Annotated in this window: 25 protein-coding genes; 12 read left to right on the forward strand and 13 right to left on the reverse strand. The window is 58.4% G+C overall.

The features are described 5' to 3' along the window. From ACVWZF_RS00890 to folD, 3 genes are all read left to right on the forward strand, one after another. The coding region (locus tag ACVWZF_RS00890) for an RNA-guided endonuclease TnpB family protein (RefSeq protein ID WP_457410597.1) at window positions 1-573 on the forward strand (573 nt) is incomplete at its 5' end. Window positions 574-762: 189 nt separating this feature from the next. Next, window positions 763-999, forward strand: a complete 237-nt coding sequence (gene xseB / locus ACVWZF_RS00895; protein ID WP_414357481.1) for an exodeoxyribonuclease VII small subunit — start codon at window positions 763-765, stop codon at window positions 997-999. A gap of 92 nt (window positions 1000-1091) precedes the next feature. After that, window positions 1092-1973 (forward strand): bifunctional methylenetetrahydrofolate dehydrogenase/methenyltetrahydrofolate cyclohydrolase FolD, encoded by an 882-nt coding sequence (gene folD, locus ACVWZF_RS00900; protein ID WP_457410598.1) that lies wholly within the window; start codon window positions 1092-1094, stop codon window positions 1971-1973. 542 nt (window positions 1974-2515) lie between these two features. Here folD and ACVWZF_RS00905 read toward each other — a convergent pair. From ACVWZF_RS00905 to ACVWZF_RS00920, 4 genes are all read right to left on the reverse strand, one after another. Next, entirely contained in the window at window positions 2516-2920 is a 405-nt protein-coding gene (locus ACVWZF_RS00905; protein WP_457396255.1) for a hypothetical protein, read from the reverse strand. 409 nt (window positions 2921-3329) lie between these two features. After that, the gene (locus ACVWZF_RS00910; protein WP_011431764.1) at window positions 3330-3947 is read right to left on the reverse strand and encodes an Npun_F5749 family FMN-dependent PPOX-type flavoprotein; all 618 of its coding nucleotides are present in this window, start codon (window positions 3945-3947) and stop codon (window positions 3330-3332) included. Between the two features lie 56 nt (window positions 3948-4003). Continuing rightward, window positions 4004-5305: a GNAT family N-acetyltransferase gene (locus ACVWZF_RS00915; protein ID WP_457396257.1), complete on the reverse strand. Its 1302-nt coding sequence runs from the start codon at window positions 5303-5305 to the stop codon at window positions 4004-4006. Window positions 5306-5505: 200 nt separating this feature from the next. Beyond that, window positions 5506-6159, reverse strand: a complete 654-nt coding sequence (locus tag ACVWZF_RS00920; RefSeq protein WP_011431766.1) for a DUF3386 domain-containing protein — start codon at window positions 6157-6159, stop codon at window positions 5506-5508. A 345-nt stretch (window positions 6160-6504) separates the two neighbouring features. On the opposite strand from ACVWZF_RS00920, the gene murA reads away from it, so the two are divergent. The 3 genes from murA to sixA all read left to right on the forward strand — a co-directional run bounded on the left by murA (window position 6505) and on the right by sixA (window position 10887). Beyond that, window positions 6505-7827, forward strand: coding sequence for a UDP-N-acetylglucosamine 1-carboxyvinyltransferase (gene murA, locus ACVWZF_RS00925; RefSeq protein ID WP_202943714.1), 1323 nt, complete (start codon window positions 6505-6507; stop codon window positions 7825-7827). 193 nt (window positions 7828-8020) lie between these two features. Beyond that, window positions 8021-10156 carry a lytic transglycosylase domain-containing protein gene (locus ACVWZF_RS00930; RefSeq protein WP_011431768.1) on the forward strand — a complete coding sequence of 712 codons (2136 nt, stop codon included), beginning with the start codon at window positions 8021-8023 and terminating at the stop codon, window positions 10154-10156. A 143-nt stretch (window positions 10157-10299) separates the two neighbouring features. Then, window positions 10300-10887: a phosphohistidine phosphatase SixA gene (sixA, locus tag ACVWZF_RS00935; protein WP_011431769.1), complete on the forward strand. Its 588-nt coding sequence runs from the start codon at window positions 10300-10302 to the stop codon at window positions 10885-10887. A gap of 61 nt (window positions 10888-10948) precedes the next feature. On the opposite strand, the gene ACVWZF_RS00940 is transcribed toward sixA, so the two are convergent. Then, the gene (locus tag ACVWZF_RS00940) at window positions 10949-11242 is read right to left on the reverse strand and encodes a DUF3082 domain-containing protein (protein WP_457410599.1); all 294 of its coding nucleotides are present in this window, start codon (window positions 11240-11242) and stop codon (window positions 10949-10951) included. Between the two features lie 84 nt (window positions 11243-11326). Between ACVWZF_RS00940 and ACVWZF_RS00945 the strand changes: the two genes are divergently transcribed. Then, the gene (locus tag ACVWZF_RS00945) at window positions 11327-12019 is read left to right on the forward strand and encodes a J domain-containing protein (RefSeq protein WP_457410600.1); all 693 of its coding nucleotides are present in this window, start codon (window positions 11327-11329) and stop codon (window positions 12017-12019) included. On the opposite strand, the gene ACVWZF_RS00950 is transcribed toward ACVWZF_RS00945, so the two are convergent. The 3 genes from ACVWZF_RS00950 to ACVWZF_RS00960 form a co-directional block, all read right to left on the reverse strand. Then, the gene (locus ACVWZF_RS00950) at window positions 12011-12880 is read right to left on the reverse strand and encodes an SDH family Clp fold serine proteinase (RefSeq protein ID WP_414350282.1); all 870 of its coding nucleotides are present in this window, start codon (window positions 12878-12880) and stop codon (window positions 12011-12013) included. The genes ACVWZF_RS00945 and ACVWZF_RS00950 overlap by 9 nt on opposite strands. A 70-nt stretch (window positions 12881-12950) precedes the next feature. Then, window positions 12951-13832, reverse strand: a complete 882-nt coding sequence (locus ACVWZF_RS00955; RefSeq protein WP_011431773.1) for a hypothetical protein — start codon at window positions 13830-13832, stop codon at window positions 12951-12953. A gap of 1 nt (window position 13833) precedes the next feature. After that, a complete protein-coding gene (locus ACVWZF_RS00960; RefSeq protein WP_011431774.1) occupies window positions 13834-14805 on the reverse strand; it encodes a fatty acid desaturase in 972 nt (323 codons plus the stop codon). A gap of 357 nt (window positions 14806-15162) precedes the next feature. On the opposite strand from ACVWZF_RS00960, the gene psaK reads away from it, so the two are divergent. After that, window positions 15163-15408: a photosystem I reaction center subunit PsaK gene (psaK, locus tag ACVWZF_RS00965; protein WP_011431775.1), complete on the forward strand. Its 246-nt coding sequence runs from the start codon at window positions 15163-15165 to the stop codon at window positions 15406-15408. 121 nt (window positions 15409-15529) lie between these two features. Next, window positions 15530-15667, forward strand: a complete 138-nt coding sequence (locus ACVWZF_RS00970) for a photosystem II reaction center protein K (protein ID WP_041436063.1) — start codon at window positions 15530-15532, stop codon at window positions 15665-15667. 338 nt (window positions 15668-16005) lie between these two features. Here the strand turns inward: ACVWZF_RS00970 and ACVWZF_RS00975 are convergent, their stop codons facing one another. Both ACVWZF_RS00975 and ACVWZF_RS00980 read right to left on the reverse strand, forming a co-directional pair. Then, complete coding sequence (locus ACVWZF_RS00975; protein WP_414332564.1) at window positions 16006-16545, reverse strand: DUF3611 family protein; 540 nt, start codon at window positions 16543-16545, stop codon at window positions 16006-16008. 88 nt (window positions 16546-16633) lie between these two features. Beyond that, window positions 16634-16978: a DUF4168 domain-containing protein gene (locus ACVWZF_RS00980; RefSeq protein WP_414418490.1), complete on the reverse strand. Its 345-nt coding sequence runs from the start codon at window positions 16976-16978 to the stop codon at window positions 16634-16636. Between the two features lie 388 nt (window positions 16979-17366). Here ACVWZF_RS00980 and bchI point away from each other — a divergent pair, with 388 nt between their 5' ends. Then, entirely contained in the window at window positions 17367-18425 is a 1059-nt protein-coding gene (gene bchI, locus ACVWZF_RS00985) for a magnesium chelatase ATPase subunit I (protein WP_011431779.1), read from the forward strand. A gap of 3 nt (window positions 18426-18428) precedes the next feature. Here the strand turns inward: bchI and ACVWZF_RS00990 are convergent, their stop codons facing one another. The 3 genes from ACVWZF_RS00990 to ACVWZF_RS01000 all read right to left on the reverse strand — a co-directional run bounded on the left by ACVWZF_RS00990 (window position 18429) and on the right by ACVWZF_RS01000 (window position 20097). Continuing rightward, window positions 18429-19127: a cofactor assembly of complex C subunit B gene (locus tag ACVWZF_RS00990; RefSeq protein ID WP_457396265.1), complete on the reverse strand. Its 699-nt coding sequence runs from the start codon at window positions 19125-19127 to the stop codon at window positions 18429-18431. A gap of 105 nt (window positions 19128-19232) precedes the next feature. Then, window positions 19233-19766, reverse strand: a complete 534-nt coding sequence (locus ACVWZF_RS00995; RefSeq protein WP_457384643.1) for a thermonuclease family protein — start codon at window positions 19764-19766, stop codon at window positions 19233-19235. 202 nt (window positions 19767-19968) lie between these two features. Continuing rightward, complete coding sequence (locus tag ACVWZF_RS01000; RefSeq protein WP_414328685.1) at window positions 19969-20097, reverse strand: hypothetical protein; 129 nt, start codon at window positions 20095-20097, stop codon at window positions 19969-19971. A gap of 492 nt (window positions 20098-20589) precedes the next feature. Here ACVWZF_RS01000 and ACVWZF_RS01005 point away from each other — a divergent pair, with 492 nt between their 5' ends. Both ACVWZF_RS01005 and ACVWZF_RS01010 read left to right on the forward strand, forming a co-directional pair. Further along, window positions 20590-21177: a CPBP family intramembrane glutamic endopeptidase gene (locus ACVWZF_RS01005; protein ID WP_457410601.1), complete on the forward strand. Its 588-nt coding sequence runs from the start codon at window positions 20590-20592 to the stop codon at window positions 21175-21177. A gap of 120 nt (window positions 21178-21297) precedes the next feature. Further along, window positions 21298-22146 (forward strand): alpha/beta hydrolase, encoded by an 849-nt coding sequence (locus ACVWZF_RS01010; RefSeq protein WP_457410603.1) that lies wholly within the window; start codon window positions 21298-21300, stop codon window positions 22144-22146. Window positions 22147-22206 lie beyond the last annotated feature (60 nt).

Below are 22206 nucleotides of genomic sequence, written 5' to 3' on the forward strand. Positions count from 1 at the left end.
AGTAAGGGCACACGCAGTTCGCGGCGCAGATGCCGTCAACTGCTGCAACGGCTGTCTGGCAAGGAGAGGCGCTTTCAGGCGTGGGTCAATCATCGAATCTCCAAAGCTATTGTCTCTAGGGCAAAGACCACAAACAGCGCTATTGCCCTGGAAGACTTGACAGGGATACGGGAAAGGGTCAATCAACAGCCACGCAACAAAGCCGAGCGGCGCAGGGCCAACAGTTGGGCGTTCTACCAGCTCAGGATGTTTGTGGCCTACAAGGCTGCCATCGCCGGAGTGTCTGTAGTACTGGTCCCGCCTGCCTACACGTCGCAGACCTGCCACCGGTGTTTGCATATCCATCCCGACCCTGCGCAATCCTACCGCAATGGGAAGCAGTTTAAGTGTGGGCACTGTGGATGGGAAGGGGATGCGGACTGGAATGGGGCCAACATGATTGCCAAACTTGGGGCTGTCGTAAACCAGCCTAGAGGTCCGTGGTTGGCTTGCCAACTGCAGGGCTACCGTTCGCGCCAGCGGGCCGGAGGCCTTAAGCCCGCCCTGTACTGCGAAGTAGTCAGGGTCGGGTAGTTTACAAGTGACTTTAGCCGCCCGCAGCAGTGGGATGGAGTTTTTGCTCACGGATGAAGCTCCCCTGCTCTCGGTGGGGGGAGTGTCCCGTTATTTGAAATCGCTGCTGGCCGGGGATCCCTACTTGGTCAGGCTGTGGGTGAGCGGGACTGGCCTCGGGAAGCCTATGGGTACGAGTAGAGGAGAGCCATGAGCCGCCGCAAACGTGAGGAGCCGTGGCGCTATGAAGCAGCCATTGCCGAGGTGGAAACTTTGATTGCCCAGATTGAATCGGGGGAACTGGATCTGGCAGAAGTGGTGGAGCGCTTTCAACAGGCCGCCCAAACCCTGAAAACCTGCGCGGACTTTTTAGAGCAAAAGCGGCAGCAGGTGGAGATCATCATCGAGCAATTGGGCCAAGAGGAAGAAGACTCGCAGGCGTTCTAGGGATCCCACCTGATCATTCCCCCTGCACTGCTGTCGCCATTCTGCTTCACTATGGATGGTCGTTGGATGGTTGTCTTTATCCTTGCGCCCCCATGCCCGCAAAGATCCTCGATGGCAAAGCCTTAGCCGCCCGCTTGCAAGCGGAGATGGCCGCCCAAGTGCAAGCTTGGATACCTCAGGTGGGGCGTCCACCGGGATTGGCGGTGTTGCGGGTTGGAGAGGATCCCGCCAGTGCGGCTTACGTGCGTGGCAAAGAGCGGGCCTGTGAGCGGTTGGGCATTGCTTCTTTTGGCCGACATTTTTCCGCCCAAGACTCCCCTGCCCATTTGCTCGACACCATCGACCAACTCAATCAGGACGAGCGGGTGGATGGCATCCTCGTCCAACTGCCCCTGCCCCTCGGCTGGGATCCCATCCCCCCCCTTCTGGCCATCAATCCCGACAAAGATGTGGATGGACTCCATCCCCTCAACCTGGGCCGGCTGTTGCGCGGCGAGCCCGGCCTACGCAGTTGTACCCCCTTGGGCGTGATGCGCCTGTTGCAAGCAGAAGGGATCCCGATTGCAGGCCGAAAGGCAGTGGTGGTTGGTCGCAGCATCTTGGTGGGCAAGCCCTTGAGCTTGATGTTGTTGGCCGCCGATGCGACGGTCACCCTAGCCCACTCCCGCACCCCCGACTTGGCAGAAGTGACCCGCGCCGCCGACATTGTGGTGATGGCCGTGGGCCGCCCCCGCCTATTGAGGGCAGACATGGTGAAACCCGGCGCGGTGGTCATCGACGTTGGCATCAACCGCATCGAGACCCCCACCGGAGCCGAGCAATTGGTGGGAGATGTGGACTATGAAGCGGTCAAAGAGTTGGCCGCTGCCATCACGCCCGTACCGGGAGGCGTAGGGCCGATGACGGTAACGATGCTGCTGGCCAACACCCTACAGAGCTATAAACTGCGCAGCCACTTGTGTAGTCATTATTAAACAGGAATGAAACATTTCTGTTGCATTGTTCCCTAACTTCCCTCTCTCTCTGGGAGAAGAGCTGGGGTTGGTCGCGGCAGCGGCACAGAGCGCTTGGGGAGTGTCTCAATCTAGCTTGAAATGACTATGGTTTGGAGACTGTTCTCAAAATGTTCTGTTGCTTGGATCCTGATACATTTACGCTGAACACTGCTGAACATCACTGTTCAACTATGCAGCGATAGCATTCTGTTTGTTTCCAAACAGAATGGCGGTATCCCGCAAAGCTTTGAGTAGAATACCCAAAGCGCAGTTTCCGTGTCGTCTTACTACCAATTTTCTGCTTTGCTTTGGCTACCATGTTGGCAGACTCGAAAGTAAACAGAAAGATCAACTGGTAGTAATCCGTACTGAACATATTATACATTATTTTCAGTATAGTTGAGCTTATTATTGACTAGAGTCATGCTCCGCGCGCAGCTTGGACATTTGCAGCGGTCACCTCAAACTCCTCTGGGGCAACTTCTCCATTCCTCACTCTTCTGGGCCAAAGGGGGAGCACCCTAAGGCTGCAAGATCATCGACCAGGAGCCGCTCTCCCCATCCCAAAACGGGGCCAGAGACTCTCCCACCACATTGGGCCCCCAATAGCGGCGGGTTCCATCCAGGGCGAAAGCCACCACAATGTCTCCGGGGCCGATTTGCAGCGGTTCCTCTCCCAAGCTCAGCAGCAATCCCTCGCTCCCCCCCTCTCCAGGGGCAAAGTCCCAGTGGGCCGTTTCCGGATTGATCATCCGTTCGCCGCTGCGCATCAAGATCACCAGCCGAACCGGATGGGGCGTGCGATTGCCGACCCGAAAGGGTCCCGTACGGGCGGAGGTGGGGACAGCCTGGGGGGGCAAGGCAGGTTCTGAGTGCAGAACAGGGACAACATTCCCCTCAACAGAATCTTCCAAGGCTTCCAGCATCGGTTTCTCCAGAGTTTGTGCTCTCAATCCCTGCACAAGAACCCCTACCCCAACCAAAGCGACAGACAACACTAGGGATCCCTTGCCCCTCAAAGCTCTGTTCAGCAATGGGCCGCCGGCGAAAAAAGAGGCAACAGCCTGAGCGAATGAGCAGATCAAGACGCACATCGAGACCACTGCAAGCCAAAGTGATACGTGTCGAGTTAGACAAAAGGCATCAACTGCTGCCCTACCCCTGATAGACCAGCCATACGCGTACAGAGTTCCATCAGAGGATAACGCCCCCACCGTGCAGAACACGATCGTTCAGCTACGTTAACACGTCCATTCCTCTATTCCCTGTGCTTTGGAGGAACAAGGAATAAGGGATCCCCCACTCCAGACCAGGCTAAGCAAGTTTGGATCGCCTTCAGGGATTCACGGCCCGACGCTGCCACCCTTTGGAAGTGCGCTCGTACACCGTCCGCAATTGGGGATAGATCTGATCCCCCTTAAGCTGTAGGTGATCCACCTCCGTTGGCTCCAGCAGTAAAGCCACAAAGGTCTGCGGAGGCAGCAGATCTTTCTCTTTGGGCAACTCCTGGATAAAAGCCTCTGGCGGGGCGAGCGGCCCTTTGGGTTCCGGCCAAAACCAGAGGAGCCGTCCTTTTTCCGATATCTGTTGCCACAACTGCTGCCGCTGGCGCTGGGCTTGGGGATCCGGATGATCCGCGGCGATGGCCTCAAGGGTGCCAGCGATGCGGAATTGCTCGCGGGTTTTGCAGAAATACCAGCAGATCTGGGCTTGGGGGCAGTGGGCAATTTGTCGGATCTTCTCGCTGCGACTATCCACCGCCAATTGAATGCGGTCGGTATCGCCCAAAAACCCCCGGAAAACGACCGTGCGGTTGCGCGGATGCCCCTGGGGATCCACCGTGGCCAATTGCAAATACCGCACACTGGGATCGCTACGGTTACGGTGCAGTGCCGCCTGAATCAGCGCCCGCCAAGAGGGATCCGCAGTAGAATTGCCCTTCGGGTCTTTCATCCGTTTTTCGCAAGGTGCAAGCAAGCCGGGATTGGGGTTTTCTCTCCCTGACGCGATCAGCTAGGGGGTGGAGAAGCCTCAGATTGGGAGTCTCTGGAGAGCCCTGGTGAAGACTCCACACCGCTGATGCGACCAGAGCTGGGATCCGGCTCGGTTGGGCTGATGGGATGAAAGTGGTGCTCTACCCAGCCCTCCGGCGGCCCCTCAAACCGCTCCGGCACTGGCTGCTTCACCTGTAATCCCCGCAGCATCGCGTTGAGATAAGCACTATCCCAGGTAAAGAGGCGGCTTTCGCGGATTTTGTGCCACACCGAACGCGACATCAGCAACGTCCGCTCTACATCCTGGGCTCCCAGCTTCAGCAAGAACTCCTCCCGTTCCGGCTGGTAATCGGTGGAGGCCAAGGCCAGAGATTGCGGCGGATGAGCCTGAGTAAGCTGGGCCATCTTGGCCATGAGTTCGGGGTAAAGCCAAGTGTAGGCAGGGTGAACCGTAAGCTTGGCCACATGAGGTTGCTGCCCGGTGCGATCCAACTTCAAGTTGAAGTAGCCGATGGCGGTTTTGCGTTCGGGCTCGTAAACACACACTTCCACCCGCTCCGTCTGGCTAATGGCGCATTTGGCCTGCTCCAAAAGCCAATCCAGTGGGCTAGTGCGAAAATCGTTCACCTCACGGTCGTACACCTGGCGCACAGTGGCCGGCATGGATCCCGTATCCAGTTGGTAGATGGCATAGGCATCCCGGTTGGTCACCGGCACCAGGTTGGGCAATTTGGGCTCGTGCTGGCTGAGAGCTGCCAGAATATCGGCTGGAATCGACCAGTAGGTGATCTGAGCCAAGGGTTGGAAGCCGTTGCGCCGGTAGAGCGCCATTGCCCCTTTGTTGTGGATGTTCACCTCCAGGATCCAGGTGCGAGCTTCCCGAAAGTGCTCCATGCAGTGCTTGAGCAGCCGGGATCCCACCCCCTGTCGCTGGGCAGAGGGCGCCACTGCGATATGATCGACCCGCCAGGTGCTGCGGGAATGGTTGAAGGGAGAAACCTGAATCACTCCCTGAATCTTGCCCTCCAGCTCCGCCACATGCACTGTAAACATGTGCTGAAAGCGATTGGGAAACAGGGTCAGGGTTTTCAGGGGCCCATACCACTGGCGCAACCGCCGCACTTGGCGACGAATATCCACCGAGCGGCTGCTGTACTCTTCATCAAAGGCTTGCGCCAAAATCTCTTCCACAGCCTCCAGATCCCCCAGTTGGGCGGGGCGAATGATCAGGTCAGGGGCACCAATGGGGGCTTCGGCATCCGGGTCAGGTTTTGCTGTGGTGTTGTCCATGCCAATCGCAGGCGGGAGAATATTCAAAGCATAGCTCAGGCTCTCTTGCTTTTTCTAACCGGGAGGATCGTTCTGCAACAAAGCTTGAAAGCCTACAGACTGGCTTTCCCGTTATCGAGAAAGGCTTGGCCGCCAAGAAGGGCGTGAACTCAGCCTCCCGGTAGCTGCCCAACAGTGACGAACGGGAGAGCTGGCCCCCTACCCTGCTGGGGTCAATGCCGGGTCGCTCACGCCCCAGTGTCCAGCAAGGTCAAGTTGCTGAAGGTGAAGCGCTTCTCCACAGGGCCGGTTTCCGTCTCCGTCTGGATACGCCGCTCCGAGAGGATGTAATACTTGCCCACTTTTGTATACAGATCCTCGAATTGGCTGCGCCCGCCTTTTTGCTCGCCCGTTTGGGGATCGTGATAGACGGAATCGTAGCGGTGGGAAAGATAGCCTTCGCCGGTATCGTGGCTGCTGAAGGTGTGGATGGTAACCACCACTCCGTGGATATGCCGATGCACCATGGTAACCTGGTTATCGCGCACGTGGTAGCGATCCCCTTCGGCTTTGCCCCCCACCAGGATCTCTACTGTGCCATCGGGCAGGGTTTGGCCGTAACGGAAGGTGTTGTTCCCATGGGTCTCGTCGAAGCTGCGGCGCACCCGGTGAATGGCAATCTCCCAGAGTTGGTTGTGAATGGCTTTTCGAGCTTCCTCATCTTCTACGCCCGTAACGGTGGCCTTTAGGTCTGCCCCCACTCGCACCTGCCCAACGAATGTGCGCTCCCCATCCCAATAGGTGACCTCGGCGCTGTAGCCCGGGAAAGCGGGATCCCAGGTGTAGCGGTTTTCATAGGCGGCCCGAAACAACTCTTGGGCAGAGACTTGAGTGGCGATCATCGGCTGTCTCCTTCCTGTTTTCCTTGCAAGCACTTCCCCTGAGCATCCATCATACCGCCCCCTGCTGTTGGGCTGCCCCCCAGTTGCCTTCGCTGAGAGCCTGCATCTGGTGAACTGGCCTAGCCGCTCCCCTGTCCGCTGCTGCAGGATAGAAGCACAGCCATGGGAACTTCTTCCTCACACCCAATTTGGCTTGCGAGTTTAGCCGCTGCTGTGATCCCCAGAGTATTCTCTGAGAAGGGTTCGCCTATTTTTTGTGGGTGAGGAGGGAGATTGAAAGGTTTTGACAATCGCGTCAGCGGGGCGGATCCCCTAGAGCCTGGCCTGACGCCGCCCCAGACCGGCATGGCAACCGCGCCAGAGATGATGGGGCCAGTGCTGAAAATCATTGGCAAGCAGACCCTGAGTGGCCACATCCCTATTGGCGGGGCAAAAAACTCTGCCTTGGCGCTGATGGCCGGGGCCATCTTGGCTCCTGAGGCCTGTCGAATTCACAACGTGCCGCGTCTGCTGGACATTGAACGCATGGGGCAGATCCTGGCCACGCTGGGAGTTAAGGTTTCCCATGTTGGCAATACCCTGGACCTGGATGCCAGCTCCCTCAAAACCTCTCAAGCCCCTTATGAATTGGTCAGCCAGTTGCGGGCCAGCTTTTTCATCATAGGGCCTCTGTTGGCGCGGCTGGGGGTGGCCAGAGTTCCCCTGCCCGGTGGCTGTGCGATCGGGTCTCGTCCTGTGGATCTGCATGTGCGGGGTCTACAAGCCTTGGGGGCAACGGTCCAAATCGAGCATGGGGTGGTTCATGCCTATGCCCGTAAACTGTTGGGAACCCGTATTTACCTGGACTATCCCAGCGTCGGTGCCACCGAGACCTTGATGATGGCCGCTACGCTGGCGGATGGAGAAACGGTGATCGAGAACGCCGCCCAAGAGCCGGAGGTGGCGGATCTAGCCCGTTTTTGTCAAGCCATGGGGGCCCGCATTCGCGGTGTCGGCACCAATACGGTTGTGGTGGTAGGGGTGCCCCGCTTGCATGGAACAGAGTACACGGTCATTCCCGACCGCATCGAGGCCAGCACCTATCTCATTGCCGGGGCCATTACCCGCTCTCACCTCACGGTTGGCCCTGTTATTCCCGATCATCTGCGGGCGGTGATCGCCAAGTTGCAAGCCATGGGTCTGCGGGTGGAAGAAGAGGGCCCAAACCGGTTGCGCATTGCCCCAGCTCAACTGAGCTCAGGCTGGCTCTGTCAGGCAACCGATATTCAAACGCTGCCCTATCCCGGTTTCCCCACCGATGTGCAGGCGCCGATCATGGCTTTGGCCGCCTTGAGCGAGGGCAGTTGCACCATTGAGGAGACAGTGTTTGAAAACCGCATGCACCACATTCCCGAGCTGAATCGCATGGGAGCCGATATTCGCCTGAAGAACCGAGTGGCCCTGATCCGAGGGGTGCCGTCCCTTTCCGGCGCTCCGGTGGTGGCTACCGACCTGCGGGCGGGTGCGGCCCTGGTGTTGGCCGGTCTGGCGGCTGAAGGCTGCTCCACGATCCACGGATTGCACTACATCGACCGGGGCTACGAAGCCATTGATGAAAAGCTGCGCAGTGTCGGGGCCAAGGTGTACCGCAGCGAAAGCCCGACAGGGATCCCGCAATTGGGGAAATGAGCTGTTTCACTGCTGTCTGAAATTTGAAGATTTGAGGAAAGAACTGCTCCTCTCCCTGCTTATCGTCTGGCCCCAATGCTCGGTGACCGCTTGCCAGGTGAGCTTTCCAGCCGTTTCGCAAGTATCGAGTTGTCTGGTGACTCAACGCAGTCAGGTTGAGTATCGTAGGTCAGAGGTGGTGGGGAGGTAAAGCATGGGGATTCTGACAAGCAGCCAACGACGCTGGACAAGATGGGCTGCCGGTGTGCTGGCAGCAGGAGCGGCTCTGGGTGGAGCTGTCTGGGGCTTCTACACCTCATCCTGGGCAGAAACCGTAGAAGTGGCCTCTGCACGAGAAGGCAGGGATCCGACGCAACTGCCCCAAACTTCCACAACGGCCTTTCTGCGGGCCTACGCAGCGCTGCAAGCCGGCCAAGCGCAATCTGCCTTGAAGGATTTGCAAGGGCTGGAAGAGAGCCTGCCGGTTTTGAGGGAAGAGATTTGGAAGCTCAGGGCCCAAGCCTATGAACAGTTGCAGGATAAGGAAACAGCCCAAGGGATCTGGTGGCCCCAGATTTTGCAGGAATATCCCCACAGTCCTGTGGCCGCCTACGCCCTCTGGGGGATGGGCCAGGTGGATCGGCTGCGGCAGCAATTTCCCACCCACCCGCTGACCGGACGTGCCCTCAAGCATTTGCTAGAGCTGAACCCCGACCGCTATGACCTGCTGCGGGATTTGGCCCAACATCACCCGCAAACCCCTGGGCTAACGCCGTTGCTGGATCGCTGGCGGCAGGCTCAGGAGGGATCCCTCACGGCTTCCGACTGGCAGATCCTCGCCGATGCCTACTGGGAGCAACGGGAGTACGGCAAAGCTGCCCGGGCCTATGGACGTGCCCCCGCCACCTCTCAGAACCTCTACCGCTGGGGCCGCAGCCACCAGATCTCGCGGGAGTTTCCCCAGGCCAAAGCGGCTTACCAAGCGCTGCTGGCACAGTTTCCCGATGGGCCAGAGGCTTCTCTCACCCGCCGCCGTTTGGCGGAACTGAGCGACCTGCCGACGGCGATCGACTTGCTTCGACAGGTGGGATCCGGCTCAGATAAAGAAGCTCCAGAGGCGTTGCTTAGCCTCAGCCAGCTCTATGATCGCAACGCCAGCCCCCAATCGGCCCAGGCTACTCGGCAAGCCCTTTGGGATCGCTTTCCGGCCAGCGAAGCTGCGGCCAACGCCGCCTGGACGGTGGCCTGGAGCCAAGCACAAGCAGGCAATCTCAGCCAAGCCATCGCCCTGGCCCAACAGATCGGATCTGCTCAGCGGGACACGGAAATGGGGGCACAACTGCTCTACTGGGCGGGCAAATGGCGGGAACAGCAGGGGGATGTCGCTGCAGCTCGGCAGACCTATCGGCAGGTACTGCGTCAGTTTCCCCACACCTACTACGGCTGGCGGTCGGCAGTGCAACTGGGCTGGCCGGTGGGGGATTTCTACAGCGGGCGCAAAAGGGTTGAGGTGGATTTTCAGCCGGTGCGCCAACCGTTGCCGGGGGTCTCTGCAGTTACGCAAACCCTGCATTTGATGGGAGCCAGCCAACTGGCCTGGGAACGCTGGCAGGGCGAAACTCCCGTGCAGCGGGATCCCGGCCAGATGAGCGTTGCCGAGCGCTTTGTCACGGGCATTTTGCGCAACAGCGCCGGAGATCACCTGCGGGGCATTAACCAGGTGGCTGCTTTGCGCTTCAGCGAAGAGCCGGATCCCCTGCTGGAGACGTTGAGGCAGCGCCAAGATTTCTGGCAGGCCATCTATCCGCTGCACTACTATGCGGGCCCCGACAATTCCTGGAGCGGGGATCCCTACGCCCAACCCGGCTTGGCCCACTGGTCACGGCAATTTAACCTCAATCCCTTGATGGTGGCGGCTTTGATCCGGCAGGAATCCCGCTTTGAGCCAGAGATCGTCTCGGCCTCGGGGGCTTTGGGCTTGATGCAGGTGATGCCCGCTACTGGCCGCTGGATTGCCCAGCAGATCGGCCTGGCCCAGTACAGCCTCACCAACCCCGCCGACAATCTCTACCTGGGATCCTGGTACTTCGACTACACCCACCGCACTTACCAAGACAACACCTTGCTGGCCCTGGCCAGCTACAACGGTGGCCCCGGCAACGTGGCCAGATGGCTGAACCGCTTTGGCTTCGAGGATCCGGACGTGTTTGTGGAGCAGATCCCCTTCCCCGAAACCCGGGGCTATGTGAAGTCCGTGTTTGGCAACTACTGGAACTACTGGCAGCTCTACACCCAGGAGGGGCGCACTCTGGTCAGCCAGCGACTGCATAACCCCTCGTCTTCTTCATGACTTCCGGTTTTGTCGCGGGAGTGCTGCCGTAGAGGGAGCGGGCTTTTCCCCCGACAGAGCACAGTATTCTGTGAGAGTTACAGTGATTCCAAGGTTTACTTAACAGTGCCGTTCGCGCCGGCAGGACAGAGTTTTGGAGTTCTATGGTCTCTGGGTTTGAACAACAGGAGGGCGTTTGCGTTAGCAGCGCGGAGCACCATCAGGGGGCGGCAGAAAAGCAGACTGCCCGACAGGAATTGGCCGTGGATTTTATTCGCCATGGCATAGCCGAGGAACCCCGGCCAGAAGTCGAGGATGCCTTTCGGGCCCTTACAGACGAAGGTCGCAAGCGTTGCCGCAAGGTTGCCCGCCAGCTCAAGAACATGGGCTGGAGGTGGGATCTCCTGCTCACCAGTCCCTTGGTGAGGGCTCGACAGACCGCTGAGATCTTTTTGGACGAGAACCTGGCCGAAGCTGTGGAGGTGTTTGAGCCGCTGGCTCCGGGGGGCAGTTTTGCTGACCTGGTGCGCTGGCAAGCAGAGCGGGAACCTCTGGCGTCTTTGGCTCTGGTCGGTCACCAGCCGGATCTGAGCCTGTGGGTACAAGCGGCTGTTGGTCTAAACCCGGCCAACGCCCACGCGATCACCCTCAAAAAAGCGGGCCTAGCCCAAGTGCGCTTTGCCGAAGGCCGGATTGACTACCGCCAGGGATCCCTGACTTTGTTGCTCTCCCCCAAGGTGGTGCTGCGCTGAGAAGAAGCTGGCTCATCATGATAAACGCCCAACGAGTCGGCCAGAAGTTGTGCCCCTAGGTTCAGCGCTGAGAGGAGGTCAGCCGCTCTCCCAGCAATTGCACACAATAGGCCGCCAGCCCCAACCCCACCATGGCAAACATGAAGGCAATCAGGGAAACGGAACCGACCAGCAGGTAGCGCACCAGAATGCTGATTCCGCGGGCCAACGATCCAATCTCCACATCGATCGGCGGCAACTTGGCCAACATCGAGAGCAGCAGTTGAAAAAAACCGTAGCCCAGACTGACGGCGATGGCGGCCCCCAAGAGGGCACTGAAAGGGTTGGGGGATCCCTGGGGCGAGGCGGAAGACATGGGGCAGCACCGGAAAACTCACCTTTATTCTAGGCTGCAGGTACAATGTGGAAGTTTCTTTTCTTTCCGGCAAGCCTAGGGGTTATGGAGAGCGGATCGGGAGTGGGATCCCACTACGAAGTTTTGGGCGTTTCCGTGGCGGCGACGGCGGAGGAGATCAAGTCTGCCTACCGTCGTTTGGTCAAGTATCACCATCCCGATAGCCTGCTGGCCAAAAAAGATCGGGCCACCGCTGAGCGCATCCGCCAGATCAACGCTGCCTACGCGGTGCTCAAGGATCCCCAATCTCGCCGCGAATACGATCGGCAACTGCACTCCAGCCGCACCTCACCCTGCCCTCAGCCGAGGGGATCCCCCCGTGAAACCGTCAGCCACGAAGCCATCGCCCGTGCAGCCTGGATCCAACAGGTCTACACCCCCCTAAACCGAGTGTTGGGGCCCCTGCTGTCTTCCCTAGAGCCTCAGTTGCATGCTTTGGCGGCGGATCCCTTTGATCCCAACCTGTTGCAGTCTTTTGCTGACTATCTGGAAGAGTGTGCGCAGAAACTGGCCCAAGCCCAGCAGATCTTTGGCCGCCTCCCCAATCCCAGCAGCCTGGGGGGAGTGGCTTCTCGCCTCTACTACGCCCTCAACCACCTAGAGGACGCTCTAGAGGAGCTGCAGTATTTCCCCCTGAACTTCGACGACCGCCATCTGCACACCGGACAAGAGCTGTTTCGCCGGGCAGGGGGGCTGCGCCTGGAAGCTATGGAAGCTTACGCCAAGAGTTCACCCTAAGCCAGAGCGGGATCCCCCCCTGGGCAGAGAGGGGCGAGGATCATAGGGGATAGGGATGTACTGCACGGAAGGGCGGCCCATGGTGGCCTGTGGGTACAAGTCCATCAGGGCATAGATTTGGGGTGGCAACTCAGTAGAAATGGGCAGGCCCAGCCTTTGGGCTTCTTCGGCAGTGATCGGGTAGTCGTGGGTAACTTGTCCACTGGTTAGGTACTGGATGAGGGGCTCGATGCGTTCGGGGGCAATTTTGCGCTTGGGCACATCGTCCTTCAGGAGATCCCGCACGAAGTTCTGTACCTGTTGCATCGCTTTGCGGGCCAGATCTGCCAGGATCAAGGTTTGGTCATCGATTTCGGCAATGGGTTTATCCGCCACCACCTGCAGAATACTGGCGGCAGCATACCCCCCCAACTGTGGATCCACCGGCCCCAGGACTGCATTGGCATCCATGACGATTTCGTCGGCGGCCAGGGCCAGCATCGTCCCCCCCGACATGGCGTAGTGGGGCACAAACACTGTCACTTTGGCCGGATGGCGGATCAAGGCGCGGGCAATTTGCTCCGTAGCCAGCACCAGGCCACCGGGGGTATGCAAAATCAAATCAATCGGGGTATTGGGTGGAGTGAGGCGAATCGCCCGCAATACCTGCTCGGAGTCCTCGATGCTGATGTAGCGGGAAACCGGGATCCCCAAAAAACTGATCGACTCCTGGCGGTGAATGAGCAGAATCACCCGGCTGCCCCGCTTTTGCTCCAACTCCCGAATGGCCATCAAGCGCCGGAACTCTTGGGCACGACGGTTCAGCAGAGGTTGCAAAGAGCTGAAGATCAGGAAAATCCAGAACAGGCTGCCCCAGTCCACTTTCGCACCTCAAGTGGGATCCCTTTGCTTCCAGGATAGGGGATCCAAAATCTTCGGCGATCCCTGAGCCTCATGAGTTGGGTTCAGACGCCGCAAAAAGGCGATCCAAAGCCTGCAGCAAATCCGGTACGGAAGCTTGGTCAATCCAGGATCGAATATAAGCCTGCTGCTCCGCCAAGTTTTCAATGCGGCCCAACTTTTGCATGGCCAAGTAGCGGGTTTCTGCCTCGGCGCGATTGGTTTGCAAGTCCAGCCGCTGCTCCGGGGTCAGCGGATACTCTGTTTGGGCCAACAGGTGATCGGCCACCATCATGAACAGCAGAGGCCCCGCCAATTCCACCTGGGGCTCGGCTTCTGGCTCAGAATCAGCAACAGCGAGATCTTGGAGATCTTGAAAAAGATCCTGACCCAGTTGCAGCAGCTCCTCTGCTGAAGCCGCCCGCAGCACCGTCTCGGCAGCAGCCTGCAGCGGCTCTGGGGAAACCCTGTGGTGGATGGCCAATTCCGCCAGGGCCTGTTCCCATTGATCCCGTTGGGCTTGCACCACAGCCCGCTCTTCTGGGGAAAAGTCCAACCGCTCCAGCACCACCTCCAGAGCCACAGCCCCCACCAACAGGGGGGGGAAGCGCAGCACCGTAGAGGCAGATCCCGCCTGCTCCAAAAAGGCTTCCAAATCCGGGCCAGATCCCCTGTCCAGCAAGTCCTGCAAGTAGGCCAGCACCTCTTGGGGCGAGGTCAACCTGAGGATCCCTCGCACCTGTGCCCGCAAGTCTGCGGGGATCCCAAGGAGCTGCACCTGGGCTTCGGCCCGCGCCTGTGCTTCTGCGATCAACTCCGGCAAATCCGCCGTTGCCCGACCGGCCTGCAACAAAACCTGGCTAGAGTCCTGCAACAGGCTGGCCGCCTCCACAAACAGCAGCACCTGCGGGACTTGCAGCGTTGGCCAAACCATGCTAGCCAAGCTGTGGATCCGCAGGGGATCCCTCCGATTCTGGATTGGCTGGCGCAGCGGGGTGAGCTGAAGTGGGCTTGTGCCAGTGCAGACCGATCAGAGCATCGTACAAAAAGCCCCAAAACTCTCCCTTCTCCCAGATCCCCAGCGTTTGCTGGCAGTTGCGCGCGTCCAGCTCAGGTTTGGCTGCCCAGTAGGCTGCTTGGTATTTGTACCAGGGAACAGAAGGCCAGAGATGGTGGATCAGGTGATAGTTTTGCCCCAACAGCAGAATGTTGGTCAGCCATCCGGGATAGACGCGGGCATTGTACCACCGCTCTTGGGATTGAAAAGGGCGATGGGGCAGGTAGTCAAAAAACAAGCCCAGCAAGAACCCCATGATAAAGGCAGGGGGTAGCCAATAGTTCATGATGTAGTCGGTGTAGCCGAAGTAGCTGGCCAGACCAAAGGTCAGGATAACCACCAGCCGACTCAAGCCCCACTCCAGCAGATCCCAGCGACCTTTCCGCCAGAGCTGCCGCTTAAAGAAAAACACCTCATGGTAGAAAAACCGCGGCGCGATCAGCCACAGCGGCCCTCCCGTTGAGACATAGTGATCGGGATCGTCTTCAGGATGGTTGACGTGGGCGTGGTGCTGCATGTGTACCCGCTTAAAGACGGGATAGACAAAACCCTGCAACAGGGCAGAGCCGTGTCCGAGTGCCTCGTTCAGAAAGCGGTTGCGGTGGGCCGAGCCATGGGAAGCATCGTGAATCACCGTGCCCAGAACATAGAGGGCCACAAAATTGAGCCAGAACACCATCCATTTGGGCCAGTGCCAAAAGGCGTACCCGCCAAAGCAAGAGGCCGAAAGCACCACCGCAGCCAAAAACATCAGCAAGGTGGGATTCCAAAATTCCGAGGGTGGCCCCAACAGCTCACGAGGCAATGCGAAAGGTTTTTGGGCTGGTTCAGCAGTAGCAGCAACAGTCATCGGCAGCCATCCTTAGGTGCGCACAGTGCAGACAGAGAGGATGGGTCGAGGCAGCGCGTCCCAGTCATCACACCGAAAAGAGATCGAAGAGATAAGTTTGTTAACTTTCGTTAGTATACGGCAGAGACCTGCCCAGCTTCTCAGCCCAAGCCTTATTTTCCTCACAACCCCAGCCATGGGGGCACCTTCCTCTCCTGGCCAAGGATTCCTGAAGGATCCCGGCAACGGCAAACTGCCCCTGAAGCCAGAGAAAAGCCGTAGTGTGAGGTTTTGTTGCAATTCATGTGCAGATTGCGAGGGGATCCCAGCAGGAGGGGTAATCTAAGGGTCGGTTAACCTGAGCTGAGGATGGAAACCATGATGCCTGTTGTTGCGCTGTTGGCTCTGACCGCTCAAACCAGCCCCTGGTCCCCCCTGAACGCCGTGATCATTCTGCTCTGCACAGGGCTGGCTTACTTGAGCTTCAAATCCTCCTCTGGAGTGGCCTCAGAGACTGGGCCGGTACTGGGAATGACCTGGCCAGAAGTCATCGGGGTTGCCAGCTTTGGCCATTTGTTGGGAGTGGGGGTCGTTTTGGGCCTCTCTAACATTGGCGTTCTCTAGGTCGCCACTTCCTTTACATTTCTTGAACTTAGTCCGGATCCCTGCTGGATGATGTTAAGCTCTATTTTAATTCTGAAAGAAGCAGTTTCTTCAGCCGCATTTTCCCCTGAGGTTTGTTGCTATGTCAGCGATGGTGTTCCTGGCCAGTTTGCCGGAAGGCTATGAATTGTTTGACCCGCTGATCGACATTTTGCCGATCATCCCTGTTCTGTTTTTCCTGCTGGCTTTTGTCTGGCAAGCGGCAGTGGGCTTTAAGTAAAGCCATTGCTTTTACTGAGGTCGCAAAGGTCTCAAAGGCCTGGGTGGTCTGGAGAAAACTCAAGCAAACCTAAAGGGCTTCCCCCAGCTTATCTCCCAAGTTGGGGGCTCTTTGCTTTGCCCATTTATGGTCATTTCGATTCAAACTAGGACACTGCACCCACGCCTAAAACGTTAAATGCACCGTGCCAGAAGGCCTTTCAAGGACTCCGTCCCGCTAGCGCGAACAGTAGCTCAGGTGTCTTGCCCTGAACTGGAACGACTGTAAACGACTATAAAAACAACAAGCCGTCTCGCCACTGTCCACATGACTCCCAAAGGTGGGCCAGGGATCCGGCGCTATGGTTCGCGGTCGAGGACACCGGTAATCCAGAGAACCCCTGCCAAGCAGACAAAGTGGGCAAACGTCACGTTGATGTTGGCGGCCAGCAGCAGCACTCCTGTCACCTGGTTGGCCTGGGTGCGGGAAAACATGCGCGCCAACAGCTCGCCCACTTGGGCTTCCATACCAATCAAAGCAAGGAAGGCTCCAATGAGGCTGACATAGGTGACCAACTGCAACTGCTTGGGCAGATCCAATTGGCTTAGGGCATCAGCAGAAGCTGAGCGGCGCTCCGCGTGGAGCAAGTAGCGCCAGTTGAAAAATAGACCGGCTGCCAGGGTGAGCAATGTAAACAAGGTGAACCAGAAGGCGATGACAGCCCCCAGCGAGTCATCTCGATAGACGGTATTTTGGCCGATTAAAAAGCCAAACCACAGCAGCAGCGCCGTCGCCCCCAAGATCGCCTGGAACCAAAACCCGAAGCGACGAGTCATGCGCAAACGAGACTTCATCCGCTCGATAGCCGCCCGTACTGACGGCGACATGGGCTCGTTCATCTTTTTCCCCCGCTCGCCTGGATGAACACCAACGTTCGCTTCCAGCCTATCTTCATTCTCCGGCCCCAGTCACTTTTACCAGTCACTTTTATCGGACTGGCGGTCGGGGATCCTCGCTTTGCAGGCGGAGAATTTCGGCCTCAATGCGCTGTTGCAAAGCTTTGCCCTCTTCGGAGCGGATCAAGAGTGTAATGCGGTTGTAGTCGGGCACAGTCATGCCGTGGCGAGTGATGATCTCGGTCGCGGTGCGGATGAATTCTCGCCGGATTTGATCTTTGCTGGCCGGGTCGTTTGTGGCTTGGGAGCGCTTTTGGGCCTCTTGCCGGTGGGGCTCCATCTCCAAGACGATACGGGCGTACATTGTTACCTGCTCATCGCTCAACACCACAGAGGTGGTGGGGGTTTGAGCCACGGCCAGAGAGACAGTGAGCACAGGGATCCAAGTGCAAACCCAGATCAAACCCACCAGCCCTTTTTGGACCACGCTTTGGATTGGAAATGCCGTCCACCATCTCCGACTTGCTTTGCCTGACACCGCTGATGTCTCCCCACCCGCCAACTGTTGCTCAGGTTGCCTAGGGTTTTTGTGAGCTTTCGGCCCCACGCCGGTTCAACACTCTGATGAACCCCGCGGGCTTCGATCCTATCTGCTCCTCTCTGTGAAAGCCCAGGGCGTCGTCCACGCTGACAACTGAGCTTGCTTTTCCATTTGACCGAAAACTGGTCTTTAGGTTCCAGTTCCAGTCCCTTTCCAGCCTATCTGACCCCCAGAAGGGAGTGGCCTCTGGGATAATGGGGATGAATTGTTGGTTATTGCCCCTATGCATTTGGAACGTCGCCCGGTTTTCCCGTTTACGGCCATCGTCGGCCAAGAGGAGATGAAATTGGCCTTGCTCCTCAACGTGATCGACCCGCGCATTGGCGGGGTGCTGATCATGGGGGATCGCGGCACGGGCAAATCCACCACCATCCGCGCTTTGGCCGACCTGCTGCCCCAGATCGAGGTGGTGAAAGGGGATCCCTTCAACAGCCACCCGCGGCAGCGGGACTTGATGAGCGATCAAGTGTGGGAGCGCCTGCAGGCGGGAGAAACGCTGGAAAGCACTTGGATCCAGGTGCCGATGGTGGATCTGCCCTTGGGGGCAACGGAAGACCGGGTGTGTGGCACTCTCGACATTGAGCGGGCCTTGGCTCAGGGGGTGAAGGCTTTTGAGCCAGGGCTACTAGCCAAGGCCAATCGAGGCATCCTTTACGTGGATGAAGTCAATTTGCTGGATGACCACTTAGTGGATGTGTTGCTGGACGCGGCGGCCTCAGGCTGGAACACCGTGGAACGGGAGGGCATTTCCATTCGTCATCCGGCTCGGTTTGTGCTGGTGGGATCCGGCAACCCGGAAGAGGGGGAATTGCGGCCTCAACTGCTGGATCGCTTTGGCATGTTTGTCCAGATCGAAACGGTGCGAGATGCTGCCCTGCGGGTGCGGATCGTGGAGGAGCGCAGCCAGTTCGACGCCGATCCCCAGGCTTTTTTGGCCAAGTATGCCGATTCCCAGCAGCGCCTGCGGGAGCGCATCGAAAAAGCCCAACATCTTTTGCCCAACGTGGCAGTGGATCCCGACTTGCGCTTGAAGATCTCCGGAGTATGTGCGGCTTTGGAGGTGGATGGGCTGCGCGGAGACATTGTCACCAACCGGGCTGCCAAGGCCCTGGCAGCTCTAGAGGGGCGCAGTGAGGTCACCGTCGCCGATATCCGTCGGGTGATCAGCCTGTGTTTGCGTCACCGCCTGCGCAAGGATCCCTTGGAAACCATCGACTCGGGCTACAAGGTGGAAAAAGCCTTCAGCGAAGTGTTCCAGGTGAGCCTAGAGAGCGCCGCCTAGCCCTCACCCCCCAGCCCCTCTCCCAGGGGGAGAGGGGAGTAGGGTGGCTGCTAGCTTGTCGGCAATGGCGGCAATCCAGGTTTGCTCCTGCCGGCTGAAGCTGCGTGGGGTATCGCTCCCCAAAATCAAGCACCCTCGCTGGCCGATGGGCTGGCACAGCACGGCCTGGGATCCGGGGGGCAACAGGCCATCGAACTCGGCGCGGGCCGGGAACAGCTTGAGATCCACCAAATACACGGGCCGCCCCGTCTGCAAGACCCGCTGTAAAACGCTCTTGGGCTGAATGGAGGGCATCTGGCCGGGGTTGGCCAGGATCCCCCGTTGTAGGAGGGTTCGCCCACCCACCCAGATCACCACGGTGCGGGCGGCGGTGGTGCTGAGCAGGGTATGGGAGGCCCAAGCCAGCTCCAGTTTCTCGCTTTCGGAAAGATCGGGATGCCAATCACAGCCGGGGATCCCCTGCAGGGGGGCCGTTTGGGGTGGAAGAGGCTGGACCTGCTGCCACAGCAGGCCGGTCAGGATCAAAACGGCGCTGAGGAGGATCCCCAAGGCATCTGAACGGGACTGGCTGGTAAGCAATTCCGGCGTAAAGGCCAGTCGATTAATAACCAAAAGGACGCTGCCCAAAAGGCCGGTCACCAGAGGCAGCCGCCTCACCCAGCGATTGGGATCCCTGGGGGCTGGAGTGGGTTCAACCGTCAAGGCAGGCTAGGCATAACCTAGAGGAAGTAACGGGAGAGAAGGGAGAAGCTCTTTCCTCTCTGCTCCCTTGAAGATTAAAGAACTGAAGTTCAGTATAAAGCCAACTCAGAGACGGCTCCAAATGCCAAGGCGCTCCTGCTGGGCTTTTTCTTGTAGGCCACCGTAGTAGCTGTCGTACTTGATGTTGTGGCTGTAGGGGACGATACGGGCCAGGCCATTGCGCACCAACATGGCGTTCATCTGATGGCCTTCTAACCAGACATAGGCCTCCACCAAGCCCGTAGCATCTACGTTGCGCAGCAACTTATCCCCTTCCAGCTTGACGGTGCGGTAGAGGATGCGCTCCCGCATCAGTTCAATGGCTTGCTGGTAATAGGGGTTTTCTTCCGGGCTGAGACCCTCGATCCCGGCCAACCGGATTAGGCGCATCTTCTGTTCCCCTTCGATTTGCACCACTAGGGTGTCGCCGTTGACCACCCGCACCACAACCGCATCTGGGTAGCGATCGAAGCGGTGGTTGTCGAAGTAGAACGGGGTATCGGGAACGACCCGGGGCTCTCCAAACCCGTGGCTGGGAAGGACGGGTATGGCCAGAAGCAATCCCAATGCAGCAGAGCCGAGAGCAATACGCTGGAACATGACCTTAATTCCCCACTTTGGACGCAGCCCCCTCTTCTTTTCCCGCCGGGGAGTTTCCGGTGGCAACGCTCAAAGTGTAATGGTAGCGGCAACTCTCCAGAAAACAATCCCACCGCAGATTTGAATTGGCCAGCGGTAGATCCGCCGTTGGTTGGGTTGCCCAAGGCTCCCAGGCGACTGAGCCATTCCTGCTCGCTTTTCTTCAGTTCCCCGGCTCTCCCCGCAGTTGCTGGGCAAATTTGTCGGCGAACTTGTCGCTGTCGAAGCGAGCCTGCGCGTTTTGAATGGCTTGGTGAATGCGCCGCTCGGTCGCGTCCGTGGTGCGGAGCACTTTGCACCCATCTCGGGTGTGGGTATTCGGGGTATAGCCGGGCTGAGGGTAAAAGCTTGGAAGCCCTTCTCTACTCTAAGCCTTGAATCACGTTTTTCTTTCTGCTTCTCCCAAGGCGGCTCCGGCGGTCGTTGCCAAGGTATTAAAAGTTCCACGGCTCCTGCTCTCTTTGGGAGACATTCTGAACTCAAAAAGAGGCTCTGGGGTGGTTATTTGTAGAACCCAAGCTACTACGCGGGTACAGCGGGGCAAGTTTCCGGAGAGGTTATCAAGCGCTACACAGAGGCTCAGAAGACAGAGCAAGGGGGCGATTGAGTCCCTTTGGTCACACTCAAGGCTCATATCCATGCTGGCTTACAAGCTGAGGCAGTTTTGAGGGACGCTCTGTAGCTGCTGTCAACCTGCCGTGAACCTAGGACCGCTGAGATAAACGATGATAAAAACAGCAGCTGCTGTTAACCCTCCGGACTTCGAAGCCTAGGGATCCCCTCCATGACTTCCCAGATTCAGCCCTGCACACGCGAACAGATCTTGAATGGAATGGGCATCACCACCCTGTTTTCGGCTCTCATTGTGGGTCTCTGGATCTGGCTGGGATCCTCCTTTCCCGTGCCGTTTCGCTGGGATCCCCTGGCCTTGGCGTGGGGGGCAGGGCTGGGACTGGGGGTGGCTCTGCTCAGCGGGGGGGTTTACCGGTTCTGGCCGGCTTATCGTCGGGCAGCCACTGCCTACTTACACTGGGTGGCGGATCCCTTGCAGTGGGGAGACATCCTTTGGGTGGGCCTGCTGCCGGGCTGGAGCGAGGAATGGCTGTTTCGCGGCGTGTTGATGTCCCTGCTGGTGGCCAGCCCCTTAGGGTGGACAGGCGGGATCCTGCTGAGCGGCCTCTTGTTTGGCGCCTTGCATTGGCTGGGATGGCAAGGCTGGCCTTATGCCGTCTGGGCCGGTGGGGTTGGTATCCTCATGGGGATTGGCTTGTGGCTGTCGGGAAACCTGTTGGTCACCATTGTCGCCCACACCCTTGTCAACTGGATTGGGGTTTGTGCCTGGAAATGCTTTTTCTCTCAAGCGGAGCCCTGAAGGATGCAGTTTTCCTGCTCCCCTCTTCCCTTATGGGAAAGGGGTTGCCTGTAAGCAGCGCAGAACCTTGGGCAAGTGCCGCAAATTGAGCTTAACTTACTTGTCGATGCCTTCCTGTCAATGCCCCACCGAGATCTCCTACAACTAGTTTGGGGATCCTTCCCATGGCTGCGCGTGGGGCGATCTTTGCTGCTCGTCGGGCTGGTGGTGTACGGCTACCTGCTCTGGCTGGGCTGGTTTCAATCGGAGCGAATGATCTTTTTGCCTCGTCCCGCCAGCTATCGAGATGGGGATGCCATTCTCAAGCTCACGACCTCTGATGGGCTACAGATTTCAGCGGTACATTTGCCCAATCCCGCCGCTGCCTACACCCTCCTCTACAGCCATGGCAACGCCGAAGACTTGGGGGATATCCTGCCCCGCTTGGTGCACCTGCAGCAGGCTGGGTTTGCCGTCTTGGCCTACGACTACCGCGGTTACGGCACCAGCGAAGGGATCCCTTCCGAGGCCGGCGCTTACAAAGATATCGAGGCCGCTTACACTTACCTAGTTGCCCAAGGGATCCCGCCGGAGCGGATCTTGGTCTATGGAAGATCAGTAGGGGGCGGGCCCTCGGTTTACCTGGCAGCGCAAAAACCAGTGGGCGGCCTGATCCTGGAATCTACTTTCGTGACTGCCTTCCGCGTCTTGACGCGCATCCCGCTGCTGCCCTTCGATCGCTTCGATAACCTCAGCCGCATTGCCAAGATCGATTGCCCGCTGCTGATTTTGCACGGCACCCATGATCGTTTGATCCCCTTTTGGCACGCTGAAACCCTTTATCAAGCAGCGAGGGATCCCAAACGCTTGGTGCCCATCGAGGGAGCCGATCACAACAACTTGCTGCAGGTGGCCAGAGAGCGCTATGTCACCATCCTGCACCAATTCGTAGCCGAGCTGGTGGATCCCCATGTCGTCTTCCCTCAGTAGCGGCTTAGGTGAGGACAATCTTAAAATCACCTGTAATCCGCTCGGAAAATCGGGGTTTAT

Source organism: Thermostichus sp. OS-CIW-30, from assembly GCF_054060215.1.